Below are 21,941 nucleotides of genomic sequence, written 5' to 3'. Positions count from 1 at the left end.
TTTCCAGACTACCCTCTCGAAACAAAAGTCGATAGTGGAAGGGGTGCATTTCTGCGCAGTTTTCGTGGCAAAAGCGCCACAAAAGAAGAATTAGTTATGCGAATTTGTTGATTGCTTATGAGGAAGCCGGTCTCGGCGTGATACCGGCTCTCCGGAAACAGCGATTCAGAGCGCGCCGGTCTCGATCAAGCGCTGATGCAGTGCCTGTGCCAGGCGTCGATACCCATCCGCGTTGAGATGTACCGCATCGGATTTGTGGCTCGGGGATCGCAACAGCTCCGTGAGGGGGTCCTCCACCAGCACCACGCCGTCGCCGTACTGATCCGCCAGCTCCCGGTAGATGGGTGAGGTGCGAAGCAGGATACGCTTACTCGGCACCCCCACCAGCAGCACCGGCACACCGGTACCCCTTGCCTGCTCAATCATGGCAGCCAGGTCTGCCTTAATCGCCGCCTCCGGCCTATTCCTGAGGATATCGTTCCCCCCCATCAGCAGAACCAGAAGGTCTGGCCGATGGCGCGCCAGCGCTTCCGGCAGTCGCAGTCGCCCCTGTTGTGCCAGTTCCCCGGAGACTCCGGCATTCACCACCGCCAATCCGGTCAGGCGGGCCAGCTCACTGGGGTAGTCCTGTGCCGGGCCAGCGCCCACGCCAGCGGTCAGGCTGTCACCGAAAGCGAGAATTACGCCATCACTGGGCAAGGGTGGTAGCGGGGCCTTGGAGCACCCGCTGAGCAGAAGAAGTCCAAACAGCAAACCGACGCACCAGAACCTGGCGGTTCCCATGAGCAGCAGGCCTCGCCCGCGTCGCTGCGAATCAATGCAGGGCATGGCCACACCCCGCATATTGCGTCCCCTCGGTTTCAAGCTCGACCCGTGTTTCGAAGCGCTCGCCACTCATGGGATCCGCGCAATGCCCGGGTGAAAGACGTAGGAGCCAGGTCTGCCCGTCGCGATCTTCGAGCCGGTAGCGGGTCTGTGGCCGCTCGGCACTACTCTGGGTCTGCTCCATCACCCGCAGCACCCGCTCGGTGCGCTCGTAGCCCTGCCAAAGGTGGACCGACGTTCCGCTCATCTCCAGCACCCAGGGCGGCTCCTGACCCACTGCACGAAAATCGACACCGTTGAGCTTGGCATGCTCCCAGATCGCCTTGCGGGGATTATTGCGACAGAGATGATCGACACCTTGCCAGCCACTGAGCCGATACGCCTCCCCCTCCGCCTGCCAGGCCAGATCCTCGTTTTGGTATCGGCCCTGAGACACCCTTGGCAGTGCCAGGGTTTCGCCAGGCAAAAACAGCCAGAGCCTCTCACCATCTGACCGGGCAACATACTCAAAGGTGTCGCACTCCAGCAGATAAGTGACAGGGGGGATTTCGGCCTTGTTCGGCTCGCTGCTACACGCCGCGAGAGTCAGGGCGATGGGAGTGAAAAAAGTTTTCAGGTTCAACTGCATCCATTCATCCTTTGAGGGGATCTGTGCCTGGGGAGCAGTCACCGTCCGACGACTCAGCTTCCTCCCCGCTGGCGGTCCATCTTATCGGTGAGAGTCCCAGATCGGCAACCGGATCCGAAACCGGCGTAACGCGAGGGAAGGTGCAGTTAAAATACCACCCCGAAAAAGTACAAAGCAGACGTTGGGATGGGCATCGCGGTGTTCCCGCAGAACACGCTAAATGAAAGTCTGTCGCCTTAGGCTTAGAGGGCAGTCAAGAGACCAGGCCCCCTACTCCTCGGGAAACTGCTCTGCCCAGCGCCGGAACTGGGCGGATTGCAAAAACGCCTGCCCCTGCTCCGGGTAGAGCTGTAGTAGCATCTGCTTGTCGATGGGCACGTCGAAGCGCTGCACCAGGCTGTCGAGTCCATCGACGGCGATCTGATGGTCACCACTGACGATCCCAAGCTGCATCTGCAACCAGTAGGCAGGAAAGTAATCCGTATCATTGACCAGTGCCAATGCAGCGAAACGGCGGGCACGACTGATGTCATGGCGCTGCAGCGCCCGGATCCCCATCTCTGCCTGGAGGGCGATATCCTGCTTGAGATCCTCCGGCAACCGCTGGAACTCACGATCACAATCTTTCGCCAACTGCTGCAGGCAAAGCGTGGCATCCAACAGGGGATAATCGGTTCCCACCAGGCGGGAGGCGGACAACGGCGGCATCAGCGAAGACCAATTCCCCCCTTGCGCCATCAGCGCCCGCAGGAGCAGGTCCCGGGTCAAACCATCCCGCTGCAGCGACTCCGACAGTGCCAGGTAATCGCTTAACAGGGTCTCCAGCGAGATCTCCCCCCGGTTGAAGGGGCCCAACTGGGTAAAGAACTCAGCAAACACCAAGTCCTCCATGTTGGGCGGCAAAATCAGGCGCCGGTAGAGGGCCTCCATCAGTCCGACCTGACTGAGCACGAAAAGCCGGTTACCCATATCGTCGATTTTAAGTCCACCCGCTTGGGTCACCAGGTCAAAGTAGAAATACTCGACGCTGTAATCCTCATGAACAAGCCGGTACTCCACTCGGTCTCCACCAGCGGACAATGGACGGACATGGCGCAGATTCCAGTGGCCATATTGACTATGGAGAAGCAGATCCGCCATCCACTCCCGGCTCAGCGCATGCCAGTTAGCCTCGTTAGCGAAGCTTGGGCCAAGTTCGGCCAAGGGATGGGAGGGCTGGAATACGCTCTGCAGGAGGGCGAGATCACCATCATTCAACGCCCGGGTCAAACGCAGAACCTGGTCAGAGGGTGCCGTATCAGACCTATCGACCGTATGGGTTGGAACCGATGCGCAGCCGCACAGCAGGAGTACAAAAAGAAACTTACGCATAGGCATGGCGTCCAATTCGTGACGGCGTCAATCTTTTGACCTTATGCCTTGGCCCGGGATCTGTCCAATGAGCAATCTGCCGGATGACATTTACACTTATCCAAGGAGATGGATGACAAAGGACCCGGTGCAGGCGACAATACGCGCCGTTCTTCAACCCTTTGCACTGACCTGTGCTGGAGTGTTATGGCCACCTTAGCCGATAAGCCCGATTACTCTCTGTATGCCAATGCCTTTGGTTTCCTGCGTTTACCCCTGGATTTTCGCCCCCAGGAGAGCGATGCCGACCTGGTGATCACCGGTGTCCCCTTCGATCTGGCGACCACGGGACGCAGCGGCGCCCGTCACGGTCCTGAAGCGCTGCGCAAGGCCTCCGTCAACCTGGCCTGGGAGGGCAACCGTTGGCCCTGGGAGTTCGACCTCCAAGATGAGCTGAAAATGGTTGACTGCGGCGACCTGGTGTTCGATTGCGGCGATGCCGAACAGATGATGACGGGCCTTACCCAGCATGCCCAGAGCCTGCTGGCCCAGGGCAAATCGCTGCTGACCTTTGGCGGCGATCACTTCATCACCCTGCCGCTGCTGCGCGCGCACGCGGGCCACTTTGGCCAGCTGGCTCTGGTGCATTTCGACGCCCACACCGACACCTACAGTGCCGGCAGCCGCTACGATCACGGCACCATGTTTTATCATGCACCGAAGGAGGGGCTGGTAGATCCCAACCACTCAATCCAGATCGGGATCCGCACCGAGTACGTCCGGCAAAACCATGGCTACCAGGTGATTGAAGCGGACGAAGCCAATGACCTCGGAGCCGCCGCTATCGTTGAAGCGATCCGCGCCCGAGTCGGTGACCTCCCGGTCTACTTGAGCTTCGACATTGACTGCTTGGATCCCGCCTTCGCGCCGGGTACAGGCACCCCGGTATGTGGCGGCCTTTCCACCGACAAAGCGATGAAGATCCTCCGTGGCCTGCAGGGGCTCAACATCGTCGGGATGGACCTGGTAGAGGTATCACCGGCCTATGATCACGCGGACATCACCGCCCTGGCCGGCGCAACCCTGGCGACGGAGATGCTGCACCTCCAGGCGGCACTGAGACTAAAGCAGCGCTAAAAAAAGGCGGAGCCCTCGGGCTCCGCCTTTTCTGTTCCAAACCTATTCCCTACTTGCAGTGGGATCAGGCTTCATCTTCCGAGGCGTATTTCGCCGCTGTTTCCTTGATCAACTGCTGCAGCTCGCCGCGCTGGAACATCTCCATCACGATGTCGCAGCCACCAACCAACTCACCATCCACCCACAGCTGGGGAAAGGTCGGCCAGTTTGCATATGCCGGCAGCTCAGCGCGAATATCCGGGTTTTGCAGGATATCCACGTAGGCAAACTTCTCGCCACACTGCATTAGGGCCTGGGAGGCTTGGGAGGAGAAACCACAGCTGGGCAGTTTCGGTGACCCTTTCATGTAAAGAAGAATGGGATTCTGCTCGATCTGACTCTTGATTTTTTCAATCGTTTCCATGGATCGCTTGTCTCATATTCATGTCGTGGCCCCATTTTACGTCATCCGAGGTCTGTCACAAAACACCAAGTTTTGTAGGGGTAAAAATTTAACCGCTTGGGGCGCCCAAACGGGGCAAAACGGATGCTTATCACGATTTGGTCAGGTAGACTGAGCCTCGTCACATGAATCTAAAAACAACTTGTTACGAGCATAATAGGAGACGAGCAATGGCCTTTGAACTACCTGCCCTGCCTTACGACAAAGACGCACTGGAGCCCCACATCTCTGCCGAGACTCTGGAGTTTCATTACGGCAAACACCACAACACCTACGTGGTAAAGCTGAATGGTCTGATCGAGGGTACTGAGTTTGCCGGTAAGTCCCTTGAGGAGATCGTGAAAAGCTCCGACGGCGGCATCTTCAACAACGCCGCTCAGGTATGGAACCACACTTTCTACTGGCACTGCCTGAGCCCCAACGGTGGCGGCGCAGCCTCCGGCGCCGTTGCCGAGGCGATCAACGCAGCGTTCGGCTCATTCGACGCATTCAAGACCGAGTTCACCAACTCTGCCGTCAACAACTTCGGCAGCGGCTGGACCTGGCTGGTGAAAAAAGCCGATGGCTCCGTTGCCATCGTTAACACCTCCAACGCCGGCACCCCCCTGACCGACGGCGTCACTCCGCTGCTGACTGTCGACGTGTGGGAACACGCCTACTACATCGACTACCGTAACGCGCGTCCGAACTACATGGAAGCGTTCTGGAACTTGGTCAACTGGGACTTCGTGAACGCCAACTTCGCTGGCTGATCCCACGGACGACCCTAAGGAGCCGAAAGGCTCCTTTTTTATTGCCTCTTTCCCAAATTGCCACCGCGCGGATCCAAACTCGCACGGCCCTCCCAGCGATTTTCCACTGGAATTCTGTCGCTAAAACGCGCAATAGTAGGAGTCATGGGTGGATTCATTTGCCAGGCTCATTGGATCTAAATGAAACCGATGAGCGTAAAAAAGGGTCAATTGGGATGGCGGCGACAGTAGCCGTTCTGTTCGAGGATCCAGGGGGCCGAAAGGGGCCGACACTTTTCGTATCGTTTGATTCTTTTAGGAGTTTTTGCGACTACGCTTGATTGTGAAGGGGCTGTTGGCGGTCATCTTCGCACCAGACAAAACGAATTTTGGGGGTAGCCAATGAGCATCTTTGATCATTATCAACATCGATATGAGCAAACCCGAGACGAGGACTACAGCCTTCAGGACTTTCTGGAGCTGTGCAAGCAGGATCGCAGCGCTTACGCGACCGCATCCGAGCGCTTGCTCATGGCCATCGGCGAACCTGAGATGGTCGATACCGCGCTCGATCCCCGGCTCTCCCGTATCTTCAGCAATCGGGTCGTCGCCCGGTATCCCGCCTTTTCCGAGTTCTATGGCATGGAGGATGCGATAGAGCAGATCGTCTCCTACCTGAAGCACGCCGCGCAGGGACTCGAAGAGTCAAAGCAGATCCTCTATCTTCTGGGCCCGGTGGGCGGGGGTAAATCCTCACTGGCAGAGAAACTCAAAAAACTGATCTGCAAAGTTCCCATCTACGTCCTGACCGCCAACGGCGTACGCAGCCCCGTCAATGACCATCCGCTGTGCCTTTTTGACGTGGAGGAGGATGGGGAGATCCTCAACAGTGAGTTCTCCATTCCCAAACGCTACCTACGAAGCGTGATGTCACCCTGGGCTGCCAAGCGGCTTCACGAGTTCGGCGGCGATATCAGCCAGTTCCGCGTTGCCAAAGTCTACCCCTCAGTCCTCGACCAGATCGCCGTTGCCAAGACCGAGCCCGGGGATGAGAACAACCAGGACATCTCTTCGCTGGTGGGTAAAGTGGATATTCGGCAACTTGAACACTTCTCCCAGGATGACGCCGACGCGTACTCCTACTCCGGCGCACTCTGTAAAGCCAACCAGGGGATCATGGAGTTCGTAGAGATGTTCAAGGCCCCGATCAAGGTGCTCCACCCCCTGTTGACTGCAACCCAGGAGGGTAACTACAACGGCACCGAAGGCCTTTCCGCCCTCCCCTTTAGCGGCATCATCCTGGCCCACTCCAACGAGTCGGAGTGGCAGAGCTTCCGTAACAACAAGAACAACGAAGCCTTCTTGGACCGGGTCTATATCGTCAAGGTGCCCTACTGCCTGCGTCTCTCAGAGGAGCGCAAAATCTACGAGAAGCTGCTGTCAAACTCCGAGTTGTTCAATGCCCAATGTGCCCCGGGCACACTCAACATCCTCAGCCAGTTCAGCGTGCTGTCCCGCTTGAAGGACCCGGAAAACTCCTCCATCTACTCGAAGATGCGGGTCTACGACGGTGAAACCCTTAAGGACACGGATCCCAAGGCCAAGTCGCACCAGGAGTACCGGGACTTTGCCGGTGTGGACGAGGGGATGAGCGGCCTCTCGACACGCTTTGCCTTCAAGATCCTGTCGCGGGTATTTAACTTCGATCACGCCGAGGTGGCCGCCAACCCCGTGCACCTCTTTTACGTGCTGGAGAAACAGATCGAGCGCGAGCAGTTCCCAGCGGAACAGGCGGAGAAGTATCTTGAGCACCTCAAGGGCTACCTCATTCCCAAGTACGTCGAGTTTATCGGCAAGGAGATACAAACCGCCTACCTCGAGTCCTACTCTGAATACGGCCAGAACATCTTCGACCGTTACGTGACCTACGCGGATTTCTGGATCCAGGACCAGGAGTACCGCGATCCAGAGACCGGCCAGCTGTTTGACCGGGCGGCCCTCAACTCCGAGCTCGAGAAGATTGAGAAGCCCGCCGGGATAAGCAATCCCAAGGACTTCCGCAACGAGATCGTCAATTTCGTACTGAGGGCTAGGGCCAACCACGGCGGCAAGAATCCCAACTGGACCAGCTACGAGAAGTTGCGCTCGGTGATTGAGAAGAAGATGTTCTCCAACACCGAAGACCTGTTGCCGGTGATCTCCTTTAACACCAAGACCTCCGCCGATGAACAGAAGAAACATGACGACTTCGTGGATCGTATGATGGAGAAGGGCTACACCCGTAAACAGGTCCGTCTGCTTTCTGAATGGTATTTGCGCGTACGCAAATCCAGCTGATCCGGGCAAGGAGTAGGTATGGCGCATTTTATCGACCGACGACTCAACTCCAAGGGGAAAAGCACCGTTAATCGGCAGCGCTTCCTGCGCCGTTACAAGTCGCAGATCAAAAAAGCGGTGTCCGACTCGGTGACCAAGCGCAGCGTCACCGACGTCACCAGCGGTGAGAAGATCAGCATACCGGCAAAAAACATCACCGAACCCGTGTTCCACCACGGCAAAGGCGGTGATCGGGAGCGGGTCCATCCGGGCAACGACCAATTTATCCGTGGGGATCGCATCGATAGGCCTCCGGCCGGTGGGGGACAGGGAGCCGGTCAGGGGCAGGCTTCCAACTCCGGCGAAGGTCATGACGATTTCGTCTTCGACATCTCCAAGGACGAGTACCTCGACCTGCTGTTCGACGATCTCGCGCTGCCGAACCTGCAGAGAAACAGTCTCGATAAGCTGGTGGAGTTTAAAACTTTCCGTGCCGGGGTCACCACCGACGGCGTCCCCGCCAACATCCATATCGTCCGTTCACTGCGCCAGTCCCTGGCCCGGCGCACCGCAATGAGCGCCAGCAAACGGCGGAGATTGGCGCTGCTGGAAACGCAGCTGACTGAGCTTGAAGACACCCCGGGATCCAGCGCAGAGCAGATTGGGCAGCTTAAGGAGGAGATCCTGGAACTGAAGCGGAAAATCGATGCCGTCCCCTTCATCGACACCTTCGACCTTCGCTACAACGCCTTCTGTAAGAGGCCGGTACCCACCTCGAAAGCGGTGATGTTTTGCCTGATGGATGTATCCGGCTCTATGGATCAGGCCACCAAGGATATGGCGAAACGCTTCTACATCCTGCTCTACCTGTTCCTCACCCGGACCTACAAGTCCCTGGACGTCGTGTTTATTCGTCACCATACCCAGGCAAAGGAGGTGGACGAACACGAATTTTTCTACAGCCAGGAAACCGGCGGGACCATCGTCTCCAGCGCACTCAAACTGATGGCGGAGATCCAGGCTGAACGCTACCCCGCCAACGAGTGGAACATCTACGCCGCGCAGGCTTCTGATGGTGACAACTGGGCAGATGATTCCCCCCAGTGCCGTCAACTGATGGAGAAAAGCATCCTGCCGGTGTGCCGCTACTACACCTACATCGAGATCACCAACCGGGCACACCAGACCCTGTGGCGTGAGTATGAATCCCTTGCCGCCGGAAACGCCCACTTCGCCATGCAACATATCCGTTCCATCGAAGATATCTACCCGGTTTTCCGCGAGCTGTTCAAAAAGCAGCAGGCGGCGTAACCAATTTTTGGGAGGCCCGCATGACCGAACACACCGTGCTGTCCGATGGACCGGACTGGACCTTTCCCCTGCTGGAAGCCTATCGCAAAGAGATCGCCCGGATTGCCGCGCATTACCGGCTTGATACCTATCCCAACCAGATAGAGGTGATCACTGCGGAACAGATGATGGACGCCTACGCCAGCGTGGGAATGCCCATCGGTTACGCCCACTGGTCTTTTGGCAAGAAATTTATTGAAACCGAGCGTCACTACAAGCGCGGTCAGATGGGACTGGCCTACGAGATCGTGATCAACTCCGACCCCTGCATCGCTTACCTGATGGAGGAGAACACCATCACCATGCAGGCGTTGGTAATGGCCCACGCCAGCTACGGCCACAACAGTTTTTTCAAAGGTAACTACCTGTTTAAAACCTGGACCGATGCCGGCTCCATCATCGACTACCTGGTATTCGCCAAGAACTACATTGCTCAGTGCGAACAACAACATGGCATCGACGCGGTCGAGGAGATCTTGGACTCCTGTCACGCCCTGATGAATCTCGGAGTGGACCGCTACAAACGGCCCAGTGAGATCTCCCTGAGGGAGGAGAAACAGCGACAGAAGGAGCGGGAGGAGTACCTGCAGAGCCAGGTCAACGATCTCTGGCGCACCCTGCCTCGGCAGCAGCAGGAGAAGTCGGAGTCGGAAGCCAAGCGGTTTCCGGAGGAACCCCAGGAGAACCTGCTCTATTTTATCGAGAAGAACGCCCCACTTTTGGAGCCGTGGCAGCGTGAACTGGTGCGCATTGTGCGCAAAATCAGCCAGTACTTTTACCCGCAGAAACAGACACAGGTGATGAACGAGGGCTGGGCCACCTTCTGGCACTACACCATCTTGAACCACCTGTACGACGAGAAGCGGGTCACCGACCGTTTCATGATGGAGTTTCTCCACAGTCACACCAACGTGGTCGCCCAACCTGCCTACAACAGCCCCTACTACAACGGCATCAATCCCTATGCACTGGGGTTTGCCATGTTTCAGGATATTCGCCGGATCTGTGAAGATCCCGACGATGAAGACCGCGAGTGGTTTCCCGACTTGGCCGGCACCGATTGGCTGGACGCCGTGCATTTCGCCATGGCGAATTTCAAGGATGAAAGCTTCATCGCCCAGTACCTGTCGCCACGATTAATGCGCCAGTTCAGACTGTTCCACATTCGTGACGATGATAGGAAAAACTACTTGGAGGTCGGCGCCATCCATGATGAGACCGGTTATCGGGAGGTTCGCTCCGCCTTGGCGAAGCAGTACAACTTAAGCTATTTGGAGCCCAATATTCAGGTTTGGGATGTGAAAGTCCGAGGTGACCGTAGCTTGACCCTGCGTTACGTACCGCAGGATCGAACCCCCCTAGCGGAGAGCCATCACGAAGTGATGAAACACCTGCATCGGCTTTGGGGGTTCGATGTGCGTTTGGAGGAGGAGAAGGAGAACGGCAACGTCGAACTGCTCGCCCGTTGCCCCCTCGGTGAGTGAACGGGGTGCGCTCACATCTTGGTTTCAGCGATATCCTTAGGCATGTCGCTGCGGATCTCTTGCCAGAGTCGGCCAGAGTCGACGCCGTAACGACGTACCAGCGGCAGCACAGCATCCACATCTCCGGTCCGGGCCAGTTGGTCCAGATCTCGGTAGTAGATCCGCGCCACCGCCCTACCTTCCGGGTTGCTGAAGTAGTAACGACCAACTCTTGAATAGAGTCCCTTAAAGCCATTGAGAATCAGGGAGTAGATAGGATTGCCGGAGGCAAAGGCCAACGAGTGATTCAAGCGGTAGTCGTAATCCGCAAATGCCGCGCCCTCCTCCGGAACCTCCTCTGCCTGGGCGAGCAGTTCCCGAACCTTTGCCGGGTTATTGCGCACGGCGGAACGGGTGTAGATCCCGCTGATATTGGTCCGAGCGGCCAGCAGTTGGTCCATCAATTCCGGCACACCGTCCTGATCGAGGCGAGCAATGGTCTCCAGCACGTTCAAGCCGGAGGTTTCCCAGAAATTGTTCACCCGGGTTGGTTTTCCGTGCTGGATCGTTAGCCAGCCATCTCGGGCCAAGCGCTGTAACACTTCACGCAGAGTGGTGCGGGTAACGCCAATCAACTCGGACAGCTCACGCTCTGCCGGAAGAATGGAACCCGGAGGGAACTTGTTATTCCAGATGGACTTGACGATATATTCCTCGGCAAATCCAGCCGGACTTTGGGCTTTAATAATCATTCAGCGCTCGCCTGTGCATCTTGTTATCACTTTATAGTTGTCGGCTGATCATACCAGAGCCCCCTGAAATAGAAAGTCACGCAATTGTGCTGCTAACTCCCCCTAATGTATCTATTCGATGACAAAATCTCCTTCGACTTAAGTCATTACACAAAAGAATCTACAGATTCTGAAATTGTCGCTTGCGCTCTCATTCGGGGTGGTTAAAATCCCCGACACCGTTGTTAACCCGCTGTTACCCAACGGCTGGTGTAGAGTAAAAATCGAGGACGCTATGGCGCTAACGCTACGGCAAGCATTTCTCCACAATTTCCTAGGAAACTCCCCTAAGTGGTACAAAGCGGCCATTTTGATCTTCCTGTTGATCAACCCCTTCCTTTTCTATGCCGACCCCTTTATTGCCGGATGGGTGCTGGTGATCCAGTTTATCTTCACTCTGGCGATGGCACTCAAATGTTATCCGCTTCAACCCGGTGGCCTGCTCGCCATTGAGGCAGTGGCCATCGGTATGACCTCGGCGGACCAGGTTTTGCATGAACTAGAGGCCAACATGGAGGTGTTACTGCTGCTGATCTTTATGGTGGCCGGTATCTACTTCATGAAGCAGTTGCTGCTGTTTGCCTTTACCAAGCTGATCACGAAGCTAAAATCTAAGCGTCTGCTTTCACTGGCTTTTTGTGCCTCAGCCGCGTTTCTCTCCGCTTTCCTTGATGCCCTGACGGTGATTGCCGTGGTGATCAGTGTGGCCGTGGGTTTCTACGCCATCTACCACAAGGTGGCCTCCGGCAAGGATTTCGGCCAGCAGCACAACTACAACGAAGACAACGAGATCCAAGTGGGGAAGGAGGATCTGGAGCAGTTTCGTGCCTTCCTGCGTAACCTGATGATGCACGCCGGGGTGGGCACCGCCCTAGGGGGGGTCTGCACTTTGGTTGGAGAGCCCCAGAACCTCATCATCGCTGCACAGGCTGGCTGGGACTTTGGTGAGTTTTTCCTGCGCATGGCGCCCATCACCATGCCCGTTCTGGTCGCCGGCCTGACCACCTGTTACCTGGTGGAGCGCTTCGGCTGGTTTGGTTACGGTGCCCCCCTGCCGGAGCCGGTGCATGCCATCCTGCTGCAGTTTGCCCGCTACGAAGACAGCAAACGTACGCCGAGAGAGACTCTGCAGCTGATCGTCCAAGCCCTGGTAGGGATCTGGTTGATCGCTGGCCTCGCCTTCCACCTGGCGGCGGTGGGTCTCATTGGGTTGTCGGTCATCATTCTTTGTACCTCATTCAACGGCATCACCGATGAACACTCGATCGGCAAAGCGTTCGAGGAGGCCCTGCCCTTCACCGCGCTGCTGGCGGTCTTCTTTGCCGTTGTGGGTGTGATCATTGATCAGCAGCTGTTTCATCCTGTTATCGCCTGGGTGCTCCAGTTCGAAGGCAATAACCAGCTGGTGATGTTCTACCTGGCAAACGGCCTGCTCTCAATGGTGTCCGATAACGTGTTTGTTGGCACGGTATACATCAACGAAGTGAAGTCCGCACTGCTGGCCAGCGAGATCACCCTGGCTCAGTTTGAGATGCTGGCAGTGGCTATCAACACCGGCACCAACCTGCCTTCAGTGGCGACACCCAACGGTCAGGCCGCATTCCTCTTCCTGCTGACCTCCGCAATCTCGCCACTGATCCGCCTCTCCTATGGCAAGATGGTCTGGCACGCTTTACCCTACACCATAGTGATGACCCTGGTAGGCCTCGCAATGATTGAGTTCGGTATCCTCTCTGAGTTAACAGAATCGATGCACGAGATGGGCCTCCTCTTTGACCATGCAGTCCCGATCCCGGGACACTGATCAGGATATCATTCCCGACGAGGCGCCCCTGGCGCCGCGTCTCAAAGGAACAGGAGTTCCCCGTGGTGCAAGTGCTTTCACAATTCAGTCAACACAGGAGCAGCTGGTCACTGCTGCTCCTCTCATGCGTCCTCCTATTTGCCATTGCGCTGTACTTCCAACACGGCATGGCGCTGGAGCCCTGCCTCTACTGCATCTATATCCGGGTTGCTGTTATTGCCGTGGCGCTCTCCGCGTTGATAGGGCTTTTGCAGCCAAGAACCCTGATAACCGCCTGGCTGAGCTTTGTCAGCTGGATCGTCAGCGCAGCCTGGGGCCTCTGGCTCGCCCTGGAGTTGGTGGAGAAGCAATCTGGCAACGCGCCCACTGGGCTGTTCGGCGCCAGCTGCGATTACATTCCCAACTTCCCGGCCTGGATGCCACTGCACCAGTGGTGGCCGGCGCTGTTTCAACCCCAAGGACAGTGTTCCGATGAGGCCTGGCAGTGGCTGGGTGTGACCATGGCGCAATGGATGGTTGGGGTGTTCGCCCTCTATCTGGCCTTGGCCCTTTTATTCGCCCTTGCCCGCACTGTGGCCTCACGCCAACCGCACTGAGCCCTCCCGGGCAATACCAAGGTGTACCTCCCGTGACAAACAAAAAGGGAAGCCTGTCGGCTTCCCTTTTTTGATCCTATTCCGGCTCAGTCAATCTCGTTCGCCGGCCAGGAGACAATGCATCCCATCAAGATCTGGCTATCCGTGCCCACGTCTCGCTCATCCAGAACCTTGTTTCGTACCGACATCCCGGCCGCATGCATGGCGGAGGCGCTGCCGGTAAGCAAGGGGTGCCAGCTCGGCAATCCGCGTCCCTCATGGAGCCGACGGTAAGCACAGCTGGGCGGGAACCAGTAAAGCTCATCCAGGTGTTCAACCGTCACCTTGTAGCACTCGGGCACGTACTTGAAGCGGTCCGGATAGCGGGTACATTGACAGCTTTTATGGTTAAGCAGTTGGCAGGCAACGTTGGTGAAATGCACCTCTTCGGTGTCATCATCGATGAGCTTATTCAGACAGCACTTTCCACAGCCATCACACAACGCTTCCCACTCGGCGTCGCTCATCTCGGTCAGGGGTTTGTGCCAAAACGGCGTCGGCTCGGTCATCAACAACTCTCCAGATCCAATGCGCCCCCAATACTTGGGGGCGCACATTATACCCGATCTGGCCTCAACCGTCAGTGAACTTGATTCGGTCTGCCAGGTAGCCCACCGCAACCGCGAAGTAGTTGCTGCGATTCCAGCGCATCAGAGCGTCGTAATTGTCGTAAGTGAGGTAGATCCGACCGGACACATCATCCGGATAGACCAAGGATGCAGTGATATCGTCCCGCTCCGGCAGCGCGCTGCCATCGAAACGACGGACACCCAGTGACTGCCACTCTGAGAGGGACTTCTTCACTTCACGCCCGGTCAAAGCCGGGTCGATGGACTCCGCCACTGTCACCTGACGGGCCCAGGTCTGGTCGTCGCGCCAACCCACCTGCTGGAGGTAGTTGGCCGCCGAGGCAAACACATCCGGCAGAGTTCCCCAGATATCCTTGCGACCATCGCCATCGTAGTCCACGGCGTAGTTCAAGAAGGAGGTGGGCATAAACTGGGTCTGACCCATCGCCCCGGCCCAGGAGCCCTTCATATCTTTGGGCGCCACATGCCCTTGCTCGATGATCTTCAGCGCCGCCATCAGCTGCTCCTTGAAGAAGGCTTCACGCCGTCCTTCAAACGCCAGTGATGCGGTGGCACCGATCACCGAGTAGTTCCCGGTGTAGCTGCCAAAATTGGTTTCGATCCCCCACAGGGCAACGATGAAACGGGGTTGAACTCCATAAGCTTCCCCCACCTCGGTGAGCAGAGCTTCATGCTCCCTGTAGAGTCGGATCGCCTTATCCACTTTCCACTGAGGTACTGCCTGGGGCAGATAGGTGTCCAGGGTCTTCACCTGCTCCGGCTGACTACGGTCCGCCGCAATCGCCCGCTTAAACAGTTTCACATCTTTGAACGCGGCCTCAACGGTGGCCGGGGCGATGCCCGCTTCGATGGCCTCCCCCTTCAGCGTTTCTACATAGGTGTTGAAATCGTCATTCTGGTCGGCTTGGGCGGTACTGGCGGCTGCCATCAGAATGGCTGACAGTAAAGTCCTTTTGAGCATGGAGGCTCCTCGCACTATTGATTCTCGTTGTCATGCCCAAGCTGGGCACGGTGTTGTTTCAGTAGGTCTTCCGGCGGCGGTGGCAGCTGCAGGTAGAAACCCTGGTCGGCCAGGGCCGCTTTCACCTTGGCCAGATCCGACTGACCCAGATGGGTCAGCTTGGCCAGTGGTAACACCATGACGAATTTCGGGCTGCCAAAAATCGCCATCAGGGATTCCGGCACCGCCGAGAAGTCGTCACGACGATTCACATAAAGGTAAGTGTCCGCTTTGCGGGTGCTTTTATATACTGCACAAATCATGGTTATTTAACTACTTAACGCCATTTAGCGGTTGCGGCATACTGTGGCCGACTATACCATGCCAGAGAGTGAAATAAATCCTGAACGGGGCGCAAAAAAGCGCTTTGTTCCAGCTGTTCGAGGCCTTCATGCAACGTCCAAGTGTCGAATTCAAAGGCGCCAGCTTTACCCTGTCGGTGCTGAAACTCAGCGGCCACACTCTGGACCAACTCAAGCAGCAACTCAACTCCCACGTGGAAAGGGCACCTAGGCTGTTCCACCAGATGCCAGTGCTGCTGGATCTCAGCGCCTTGGATCCGTCAAACCTCTCGCTTTCACAGGTCCTGTCCCAGGTTCAGGCCAGCCAGTTGACGCCCATGGGAGTGTTGGACCCTGCTGCTCCTTACCGTCAGCAGGCGGAGCAGTTGGCGCTGCCCTGCATCCGCGGTCATCGTCATACGCCGAGCCGACACGGCCGAACCACAGTCATTGAGCAGCCGGTCCGTTCCGGGCAACAAGTCTATGGCAAAGACGGGGATCTTGTGGTGATGGCGGGCGTCAGCGCCGGCGCCGAACTGGTTGCCGATGGCAGCATCCACGTCTACGGCCCGATGCGGGGTCGTGCTTTCGCCGGGGCGACCGGAAACAGCGATGCCCGGATCTTCTGCCATGACCTGCAGGCGGAGCTGCTGGCGATCGCCGGCACCTACCACCTGGCGGAGGAGCGGGATCCAAAATTCTGGGGTAAGCCCACCATGATCCGACTGGAGCAAAACCGTCTTTGTCACAGCCTGCTCCGCCCATTCGAATAGGAAGCTAACAGTAGATGTCCAAAATTATCGTCGTGACCTCCGGTAAAGGCGGAGTCGGGAAAACCACCACATCAGCCTCTATCGCCACCGGGCTGGCGAAATCCGGCCACAAGACCGTAGTCATCGACTTCGACATAGGCCTGCGCAATCTGGACCTGGTGATGGGGTGCGAGCGCCGGGTGGTCTATGACTTCGTCAACGTGGTTAATGGTGAAGCTAACCTGAACCAGGCTCTGATCAAGGACAAGCGCTGCGATAACCTTTACATCCTTCCCGCGTCCCAGACCCGGGACAAGGATGCGCTGACCATCGAAGGGGTACAAAGCGTTTTGGACCAGCTCAAAACGCAGTTTGAGTTCATCCTTTGCGACAGCCCCGCCGGGATCGAACACGGCGCCATGATGGCACTCTATTTTGCCGACGAGGCGATCGTCACCACCAACCCAGAGGTCTCGTCCGTACGGGATTCCGACCGGATCCTGGGAATGCTGCAAAGCCGCTCCCTAAGGGCCGAACAGGGGCTGGAGCCGGTCAAGGAGCACCTGCTGCTGTGCCGCTACGTTCCCAGCCGGGTCGATGCCGGCGACATGCTGAGCCTGGAGGACGTCACGGAGATCCTGGCGATCCCCCTGATTGGCCTGATCCCCGAATGCGGCTCCGTACTCAAGGCTTCCAACGGCGGTACGCCGGTTATCCTGGATGAAACCAGCCCCGCCGGTCAGGCCTACGCCGATACCGTCGCCCGGCTGCTGGGCGAAGAGCGCCCGCTGCGCTTTGTCAGTGAAGAGCGCAAGGGCTGGCTGAAAAAACTGTTTGGAGGCTAATGATGTCACTGCTCGACTACTTTAAGCGGGATAACAAAGGCGACAGTGCCCGAACCGCCAAGGAGCGGCTTCAGATCATCGTAGCCCATGAGCGCAGCCACCGCAGCGGGCCCAGCTACCTGCCCCAACTGGAGCAGGATCTGCTGGCGGTGATAAGCAAGTATGTGTCGATCGAGCCCGACCAGGTCCAGATCCAGATCGATCACAACGACGGCGAGCTGGCGGTTCTTGAGGTGAACGTAACCCTGTCGGATCGCTGAGCCGGCGACGCCGCACAAACTAAAAGCCTAACTCCCCTTACCCGCTGCGACAGGATGTCTGCATGAGCAAAGAGAAACTCGCAACCCGACTGGTTCAGGCCGGACGCCATAACGCCTTCGGCCATGGCGCCGTCAACCCTGTGGTTCAACGGGCCTCCTCCCTGATCTTCGACTCCCTGGCACACAAACGCACCGCCACAGCGGGTCGGGCCGAGGGCGCCCTGTTTTACGGTCGACGGGGTACCGAGACCCACTTCGCCCTGCAACAGGCGCTGACGGAACTGGAGGGGGGCGCCGGCTGTGTCCTCTACCCCTGCGGTGCGGCCGCCATCAGCAACGCCATCCTCGCCTTTATCGGCAACGGCGATCACCTGCTGATGACAGGGGCGGCCTACGAGCCCACCCAGGGATTTTGCGATCAGGTACTGACCAAACTCGGCGTGCAGACCGATTATTATGACCCCCGAGTCGGGGGCAACATCGCCCAGCAGGTTAAGTCCAACACCAAGGTGGTGTTTCTGGAGTCCCCCTCCTCCATCACCATGGAGATCCAGGATGTGCCAGCCATCGTCGACGCCATCCGCGAAGCGGCACCGGATGCGGTGATCATCATGGACAACACCTGGTCCGGCGGCATCCTGTTCAAGCCGCTCCAACATGGCGTCGACATCACCATCCAGTCCGGTACCAAATATCTCATCGGTCACTCCGACTACATGCTCGGCACCGCCGTCGCCAACGAGCGCTGCTGGGCCGCACTTCGGGAACACTCCTACCTGATGGGCCAGATGGTGGATGCGGATACCGCCTACATGGCGAGCCGGGGATTACGGACTCTGGCTGTGCGCCTGGCACAACAGGGGAAGAACGCCTTGCAGGTGGCAAACTGGCTGTCACAACAGTCCCAAGTTGCGACCGTCAACCACCCTGCCCTCCCCCAGTGTCCGGGTCACGAGATCTTTTTGCGTGACTTTCACGGCGCCAGTGGCCTGTTCTCCTTTGTCCTTAAGCAGCGCCTCAGTGATCGGCAGCTGGCCCACTACCTGGATCATTTCCGTCACTTTGCCATGGCGTACTCCTGGGGCGGATACGAATCGCTGATCCTGGCCAATCAGCCCGAGGAACTCAACGCCATACGACCGGCTGGCCCGGTGGCATTCGAGGGCACCCTGGTCCGTTTGCATATCGGGCTTGAGGATGTCTCGGATCTCATTGCCGACTTGGCCGATGGCTTTGCCCGCATCGGGGCAAGCTGACCTCACTCGGCGGTGCAGGCAAAGGCGTCGCCGTAAGCTACCTTTTCCGTACACCTGTTTCGCTGTGACACCTATGATCGCCAACCCACTACACCGCGCCCTCTCCCGCACCAGCGCCCTGCTGCTGGCCTCCCTGCTGCTGTTGGCGGGCTGCCAGAGCCTCCCTCCACGTCAGGCTACTGAGAGCTACCAGCTGACCGACACCACCGCCACTACCCTGGCCCAGCAGATTGACCCGCTGCTGTTGACCCATCCCCGGCATTCCGGTTTTTATCTGCTGAACGACGGTAAAGACGCCTTCGTGGCCCGCTACAGCCTCATCGAACGGGCCGAGCTGAGCCTGGATCTGCAGTACTACATCTGGCACGACGATCTGACCGGTCAGACGCTGCACAACCGCCTGCTCCAGGCGGCTGATCGCGGGGTACGGGTCAGGCTATTGCTGGACGATCTCGACACCACCGGCAAGAGCGAGATCCTGCGGGCCCTGGACCACCACCCCAATATCGAGATCCGGCTCTTCAACCCCTTCACCGACCGGGACGGCCGTGCGGGGGATTTTGTCACCGACCTGTCGCGGGTGAACCACCGGATGCACAATAAGACCCTCACCGCCGATAACCGCGCCAGCATTCTCGGCGGCCGCAACATCGGTGACGAGTATTTCAACGCCACCGAGACAGTGGCCTTCGGTGATGCGGATGTCATTGCCATCGGCCCCGTGGTCTTTGACATCTCCGTCAGCTTTGACCAGTACTGGAACAGTGAGCACAGCTGGCCGCTCTCGGATCTGGCGGAGCAAGTAAGCGACAGCGCCCTGGCCACTTACCGTCAGCGCTCCGAGCAGGCTCTGGCGCAGGCTCAGAAAACCGACTACGCCGAAGCCCTCAAAACCTCCCCTCTGGTCGCGCACCAGCGGCTCTCTGATCTGGATTACGTCTGGAGCGACTGGCGGCTGCTGGTGGATAAGCCGGCGAAGATCGCCCGGGACAAGGTCTCCCCCCGTACGCACCTGGCTCCGTTACTGGCCCAGGCATTAACCCAGACCCAATCGGAACTGGTGATCGTCTCCCCCTATTTTGTCCCGGGAAAAAAACTGACGGAACGGTTAAGCCAACTGGTCTCAGAGGGGATCCGGGTACGGATCCTCACCAACTCTCTGGCAGCCAACGACGTTCCCATGGTCCACGCGGGCTACATGCGCTACCGCAAGGCGCTGCTCGAAGCCGGGGTGGAGTTATACGAATACAAGGTGATGAATGAGAACAACGACCGGCGCGAGGGGCGCAAGCTGGGTGCCTCCAAAGCCAGCCTGCATGCCAAAGCTTTTGGTGTTGACCGGCGCTACCTCTTCATCGGCTCCTTCAACCTGGATGCCCGCTCGGCGCTGCTCAATACGGAGATCGGCGTGATTTTTGAGAGCCCCGAACATGCCAGGCTGCTGGCGGAGGCATTTGATCGTAATCTGCCTGCCCTCGCCTACCAGGTCACCCTTGTGGATGGGCGGCTGCGCTGGCGCGGACAGGAGGATGGCGAGGCGGTAGTCTACCGTCATGAACCCAACACCGGCTGGTGGCAGCGGGCCCAGGCACGCATCCTCTCCTGGTTTGTCCCTGAACGGATGCTGTAACCCCCTTGAATAAAACAGAAAGGGAGCCGCTTGGGCTCCCTTTTTAGCTCACAGGACTCAATGCCAAACGCCAGCGACTCAGGCCGCCCGGCTCTCCTCCCGCAACGCCCGGCGCAGGATCTTGCCCACGTTGGTCTTGGGCAACTCCTCCCGGAATTCGATAAAGCGGGGCACCTTGTAGTTGGTTAGGTTGTCACGGCAGTGCGCCAGCAGGGTCTCCTTGTCGAGCTTCGGGTCCTGGCGGACGACGAAGATCTTCACTGCTTCGCCGGAACGCTCATCGGGCACCCCCACTGCAGCAACTTCACAGACGCCGGCGTGTGCCACCACCACCTCCTCAATCTCATTGGGGAAGACGTTGAAGCCGGAGACCAGGATCATGTCCTTGAGTCGATCCACGATGGTGAAGTAGCCTCGCTCGTCCTGGATCCCGATATCGCCGGTACTGAGCCAGCCATCCTTGATGGTGCTCTCGGTAGCATCCGGCCGCTGCCAGTAACCCAACATCACCTGTGGCCCCTTCACCTGCAACTCACCGCGTTCCCCCAGGGGCACCACCTCTCCGTAGGGGTCCACCAGTCGCATCTCGGTGGAGGGCACCGGCAGGCCGATGGTGCCATCAAACCCTTTGCTGGTGTAGGGCGCAATGGAGGCCACCGGAGCACACTCGGTCAGCCCATACCCTTCAAGCAGGCGGGTGCCGGTCACCGACTGCCACCGCTCAGCCACCGAGCGTTGTGTGGCCATGCCGCCACCGAGGGCCACCTTCAGCTGGCTAAACTCCAGCTGTTCGAAGCCCGGGGTATTGAGCAGGCCGTTAAACAGGGTGTTGACCCCGGTGATCGCGGTAAAGGGATGCTGCGCGAGGGTTTTGACGAAGCCCGGCATATCCCGGGGATTGGCGATCAGCACGTTGTTGCCACCGAGCTTCATAAACAGCAGGCAGTTCGCCGTCAGGGCGAAGATATGGTAGAGAGGCAGCGCGGTGATCACCGTCTCCTCCCCCTCTTTGAGGATCGGGCCGATGATGGCGCAAACCTGCTCCAAGTTCGCCACCAGGTTACGGTGGGTCAGCATCGCCCCCTTGGAAACGCCGGTGGTCCCCCCGGTGTACTGCAAAAATGCCAGGTCCTCCCCCTTCACCGTGGGGCGGACATACTGAAGGTGTTTGCCCTTGGCCAGGGCCGCCCGGAAAGAGCGGGCGTGGGGCAGGTGGTACTTGGGCACCAACTTCTTGACGTGTTTGACCACGAAGTTCACCAGGGTGCGTTTGGGCAGCGAGAGTTGATCCCCCATGCCGGTCAGGATCACATGCTCCACCGGGGTATGGTCGACCACCTGCTCCAGGGTGTGGGCAAAGTTGGAAACGATGACGATCGCCTTGGCGCCGGAGTCTTTGAGCTGATGCTCCAGCTCACGGGGGGTATAGAGGGGGTTGACGTTTACCACCACCATACCGGCTCGCAGGACTCCAAAAAGTGCCACCGGGTACTGCAGCAGGTTGGGCATCATCAGGGCGACACGGTCTCCCTGGACCAGACCCAGATCCTCCTGGAGGTAGGCGGCGAAATCCCGACTCAGGGTATCCAGGGTCCTGTAGGTCAGGGTCTTGCCCATGCTGGTAAAGGCCGGCCGGTCGCCGAAACGTTCGACACTGCGTTCCAGCAAATCCACCAGTGAGGCGTAGTGATCCGCGTCGATTTCATGGGGAACATCGTCCGGGTAGCTGTTAAGCCAGCGCTTATCCATGGTCTCTCCTTGTGCCCTTTCTGCGAAGGGTCATTCCTTAATTCGGGTAGTGCTAAACAGATGTTTGAATAGAGCTTTTGTACTATGTCACGAACTTGTGGATCAG

Annotated in this window: 21 protein-coding genes; 12 read left to right on the top strand and 9 right to left on the bottom strand. The window is 58.1% G+C overall.

The features are described from left to right. Positions 1 to 165: 165 nt before the first annotated feature. The 3 genes from ABD997_RS02660 to ABD997_RS02650 all read right to left on the bottom strand — a co-directional run bounded on the left by ABD997_RS02660 (position 166) and on the right by ABD997_RS02650 (position 2,824). Positions 166 to 828, bottom strand: coding sequence for a GDSL-type esterase/lipase family protein (locus ABD997_RS02660; protein WP_345315473.1), 663 nt, complete (start codon positions 826 to 828; stop codon positions 166 to 168). Beyond that, entirely contained in the window at positions 815 to 1,453 is a 639-nt protein-coding gene (locus tag ABD997_RS02655; protein ID WP_345315472.1) for a hypothetical protein, read from the bottom strand. The genes ABD997_RS02660 and ABD997_RS02655 overlap by 14 nt, the downstream gene beginning before the upstream one ends. 270 nt (positions 1,454 to 1,723) lie before the next feature. Continuing rightward, a complete protein-coding gene (locus tag ABD997_RS02650) occupies positions 1,724 to 2,824 on the bottom strand; it encodes a hypothetical protein (protein WP_345315471.1) in 1,101 nt (366 codons plus the stop codon). Positions 2,825 to 3,010: 186 nt separating this feature from the next. On the opposite strand from ABD997_RS02650, the gene speB reads away from it, so the two are divergent. Further along, complete coding sequence (gene speB, locus ABD997_RS02645; protein WP_345315470.1) at positions 3,011 to 3,940, top strand: agmatinase; 930 nt, start codon at positions 3,011 to 3,013, stop codon at positions 3,938 to 3,940. A gap of 64 nt (positions 3,941 to 4,004) precedes the next feature. Here the strand turns inward: speB and ABD997_RS02640 are convergent, their stop codons facing one another. Further along, on the bottom strand, positions 4,005 to 4,343 hold the full coding sequence (locus ABD997_RS02640) for a Grx4 family monothiol glutaredoxin (protein WP_345315469.1): 339 nt from the start codon (positions 4,341 to 4,343) through the stop codon (positions 4,005 to 4,007). 209 nt (positions 4,344 to 4,552) lie between these two features. Here ABD997_RS02640 and sodB point away from each other — a divergent pair, with 209 nt between their 5' ends. The 4 genes from sodB to ABD997_RS02620 all read left to right on the top strand — a co-directional run bounded on the left by sodB (position 4,553) and on the right by ABD997_RS02620 (position 10,263). Next, positions 4,553 to 5,134: a superoxide dismutase [Fe] gene (sodB, locus tag ABD997_RS02635; protein WP_345315468.1), complete on the top strand. Its 582-nt coding sequence runs from the start codon at positions 4,553 to 4,555 to the stop codon at positions 5,132 to 5,134. A 381-nt stretch (positions 5,135 to 5,515) separates the two neighbouring features. Beyond that, positions 5,516 to 7,450 (top strand): PrkA family serine protein kinase, encoded by a 1,935-nt coding sequence (locus ABD997_RS02630; RefSeq protein WP_345315467.1) that lies wholly within the window; start codon positions 5,516 to 5,518, stop codon positions 7,448 to 7,450. An 18-nt stretch (positions 7,451 to 7,468) separates the two neighbouring features. Next, positions 7,469 to 8,740, top strand: coding sequence for a YeaH/YhbH family protein (locus ABD997_RS02625; protein ID WP_345315466.1), 1,272 nt, complete (start codon positions 7,469 to 7,471; stop codon positions 8,738 to 8,740). Between the two features lie 20 nt (positions 8,741 to 8,760). Next, positions 8,761 to 10,263, top strand: coding sequence for a SpoVR family protein (locus ABD997_RS02620; RefSeq protein ID WP_345315465.1), 1,503 nt, complete (start codon positions 8,761 to 8,763; stop codon positions 10,261 to 10,263). 11 nt (positions 10,264 to 10,274) lie between these two features. Here the strand turns inward: ABD997_RS02620 and fadR are convergent, their stop codons facing one another. Beyond that, positions 10,275 to 10,994 (bottom strand): fatty acid metabolism transcriptional regulator FadR, encoded by a 720-nt coding sequence (gene fadR, locus ABD997_RS02615; RefSeq protein WP_345315464.1) that lies wholly within the window; start codon positions 10,992 to 10,994, stop codon positions 10,275 to 10,277. A gap of 274 nt (positions 10,995 to 11,268) precedes the next feature. On the opposite strand from fadR, the gene nhaB reads away from it, so the two are divergent. Further along, entirely contained in the window at positions 11,269 to 12,837 is a 1,569-nt protein-coding gene (gene nhaB, locus ABD997_RS02610) for a sodium/proton antiporter NhaB (protein WP_345315463.1), read from the top strand. Between the two features lie 62 nt (positions 12,838 to 12,899). Further along, positions 12,900 to 13,433, top strand: a complete 534-nt coding sequence (dsbB, locus tag ABD997_RS02605) for a disulfide bond formation protein DsbB (RefSeq protein WP_345315462.1) — start codon at positions 12,900 to 12,902, stop codon at positions 13,431 to 13,433. A gap of 86 nt (positions 13,434 to 13,519) precedes the next feature. Here dsbB and ABD997_RS02600 read toward each other — a convergent pair whose 3' ends face one another. The 3 genes from ABD997_RS02600 to ABD997_RS02590 all read right to left on the bottom strand — a co-directional run bounded on the left by ABD997_RS02600 (position 13,520) and on the right by ABD997_RS02590 (position 15,325). Next, the gene (locus tag ABD997_RS02600; RefSeq protein ID WP_345315461.1) at positions 13,520 to 13,981 is read right to left on the bottom strand and encodes a YcgN family cysteine cluster protein; all 462 of its coding nucleotides are present in this window, start codon (positions 13,979 to 13,981) and stop codon (positions 13,520 to 13,522) included. 64 nt (positions 13,982 to 14,045) lie between these two features. Next, complete coding sequence (locus ABD997_RS02595) at positions 14,046 to 15,023, bottom strand: lytic murein transglycosylase (protein WP_345315460.1); 978 nt, start codon at positions 15,021 to 15,023, stop codon at positions 14,046 to 14,048. A gap of 14 nt (positions 15,024 to 15,037) precedes the next feature. Continuing rightward, positions 15,038 to 15,325, bottom strand: a complete 288-nt coding sequence (locus tag ABD997_RS02590) for a YcgL domain-containing protein (protein WP_345315459.1) — start codon at positions 15,323 to 15,325, stop codon at positions 15,038 to 15,040. Between the two features lie 128 nt (positions 15,326 to 15,453). On the opposite strand from ABD997_RS02590, the gene minC reads away from it, so the two are divergent. The 5 genes from minC to ABD997_RS02565 all read left to right on the top strand — a co-directional run bounded on the left by minC (position 15,454) and on the right by ABD997_RS02565 (position 20,086). Then, complete coding sequence (gene minC / locus ABD997_RS02585) at positions 15,454 to 16,116, top strand: septum site-determining protein MinC (protein ID WP_345315458.1); 663 nt, start codon at positions 15,454 to 15,456, stop codon at positions 16,114 to 16,116. A gap of 14 nt (positions 16,117 to 16,130) precedes the next feature. Continuing rightward, complete coding sequence (minD, locus tag ABD997_RS02580) at positions 16,131 to 16,940, top strand: septum site-determining protein MinD (RefSeq protein WP_345315457.1); 810 nt, start codon at positions 16,131 to 16,133, stop codon at positions 16,938 to 16,940. A 2-nt stretch (positions 16,941 to 16,942) separates the two neighbouring features. Beyond that, positions 16,943 to 17,200, top strand: coding sequence for a cell division topological specificity factor MinE (gene minE, locus ABD997_RS02575; protein ID WP_345315900.1), 258 nt, complete (start codon positions 16,943 to 16,945; stop codon positions 17,198 to 17,200). A 62-nt stretch (positions 17,201 to 17,262) separates the two neighbouring features. After that, the gene (gene metC, locus ABD997_RS02570) at positions 17,263 to 18,456 is read left to right on the top strand and encodes a cystathionine beta-lyase (protein ID WP_345315456.1); all 1,194 of its coding nucleotides are present in this window, start codon (positions 17,263 to 17,265) and stop codon (positions 18,454 to 18,456) included. 73 nt (positions 18,457 to 18,529) lie between these two features. After that, the gene (locus ABD997_RS02565) at positions 18,530 to 20,086 is read left to right on the top strand and encodes a phospholipase D family protein (protein ID WP_345315455.1); all 1,557 of its coding nucleotides are present in this window, start codon (positions 18,530 to 18,532) and stop codon (positions 20,084 to 20,086) included. A 78-nt stretch (positions 20,087 to 20,164) separates the two neighbouring features. Here the strand turns inward: ABD997_RS02565 and fadD are convergent, their stop codons facing one another. After that, positions 20,165 to 21,835, bottom strand: a complete 1,671-nt coding sequence (gene fadD, locus ABD997_RS02560) for a long-chain-fatty-acid--CoA ligase FadD (RefSeq protein ID WP_345315454.1) — start codon at positions 21,833 to 21,835, stop codon at positions 20,165 to 20,167. Positions 21,836 to 21,941 lie beyond the last annotated feature (106 nt).

The organism is Ferrimonas gelatinilytica (assembly GCF_039544205.1).
GTDB classification, from domain to species: Bacteria; Pseudomonadota; Gammaproteobacteria; order Enterobacterales; family Shewanellaceae; genus Ferrimonas; species Ferrimonas gelatinilytica.
This window is presented reverse-complemented; position numbering and strand designations above follow the sequence as displayed.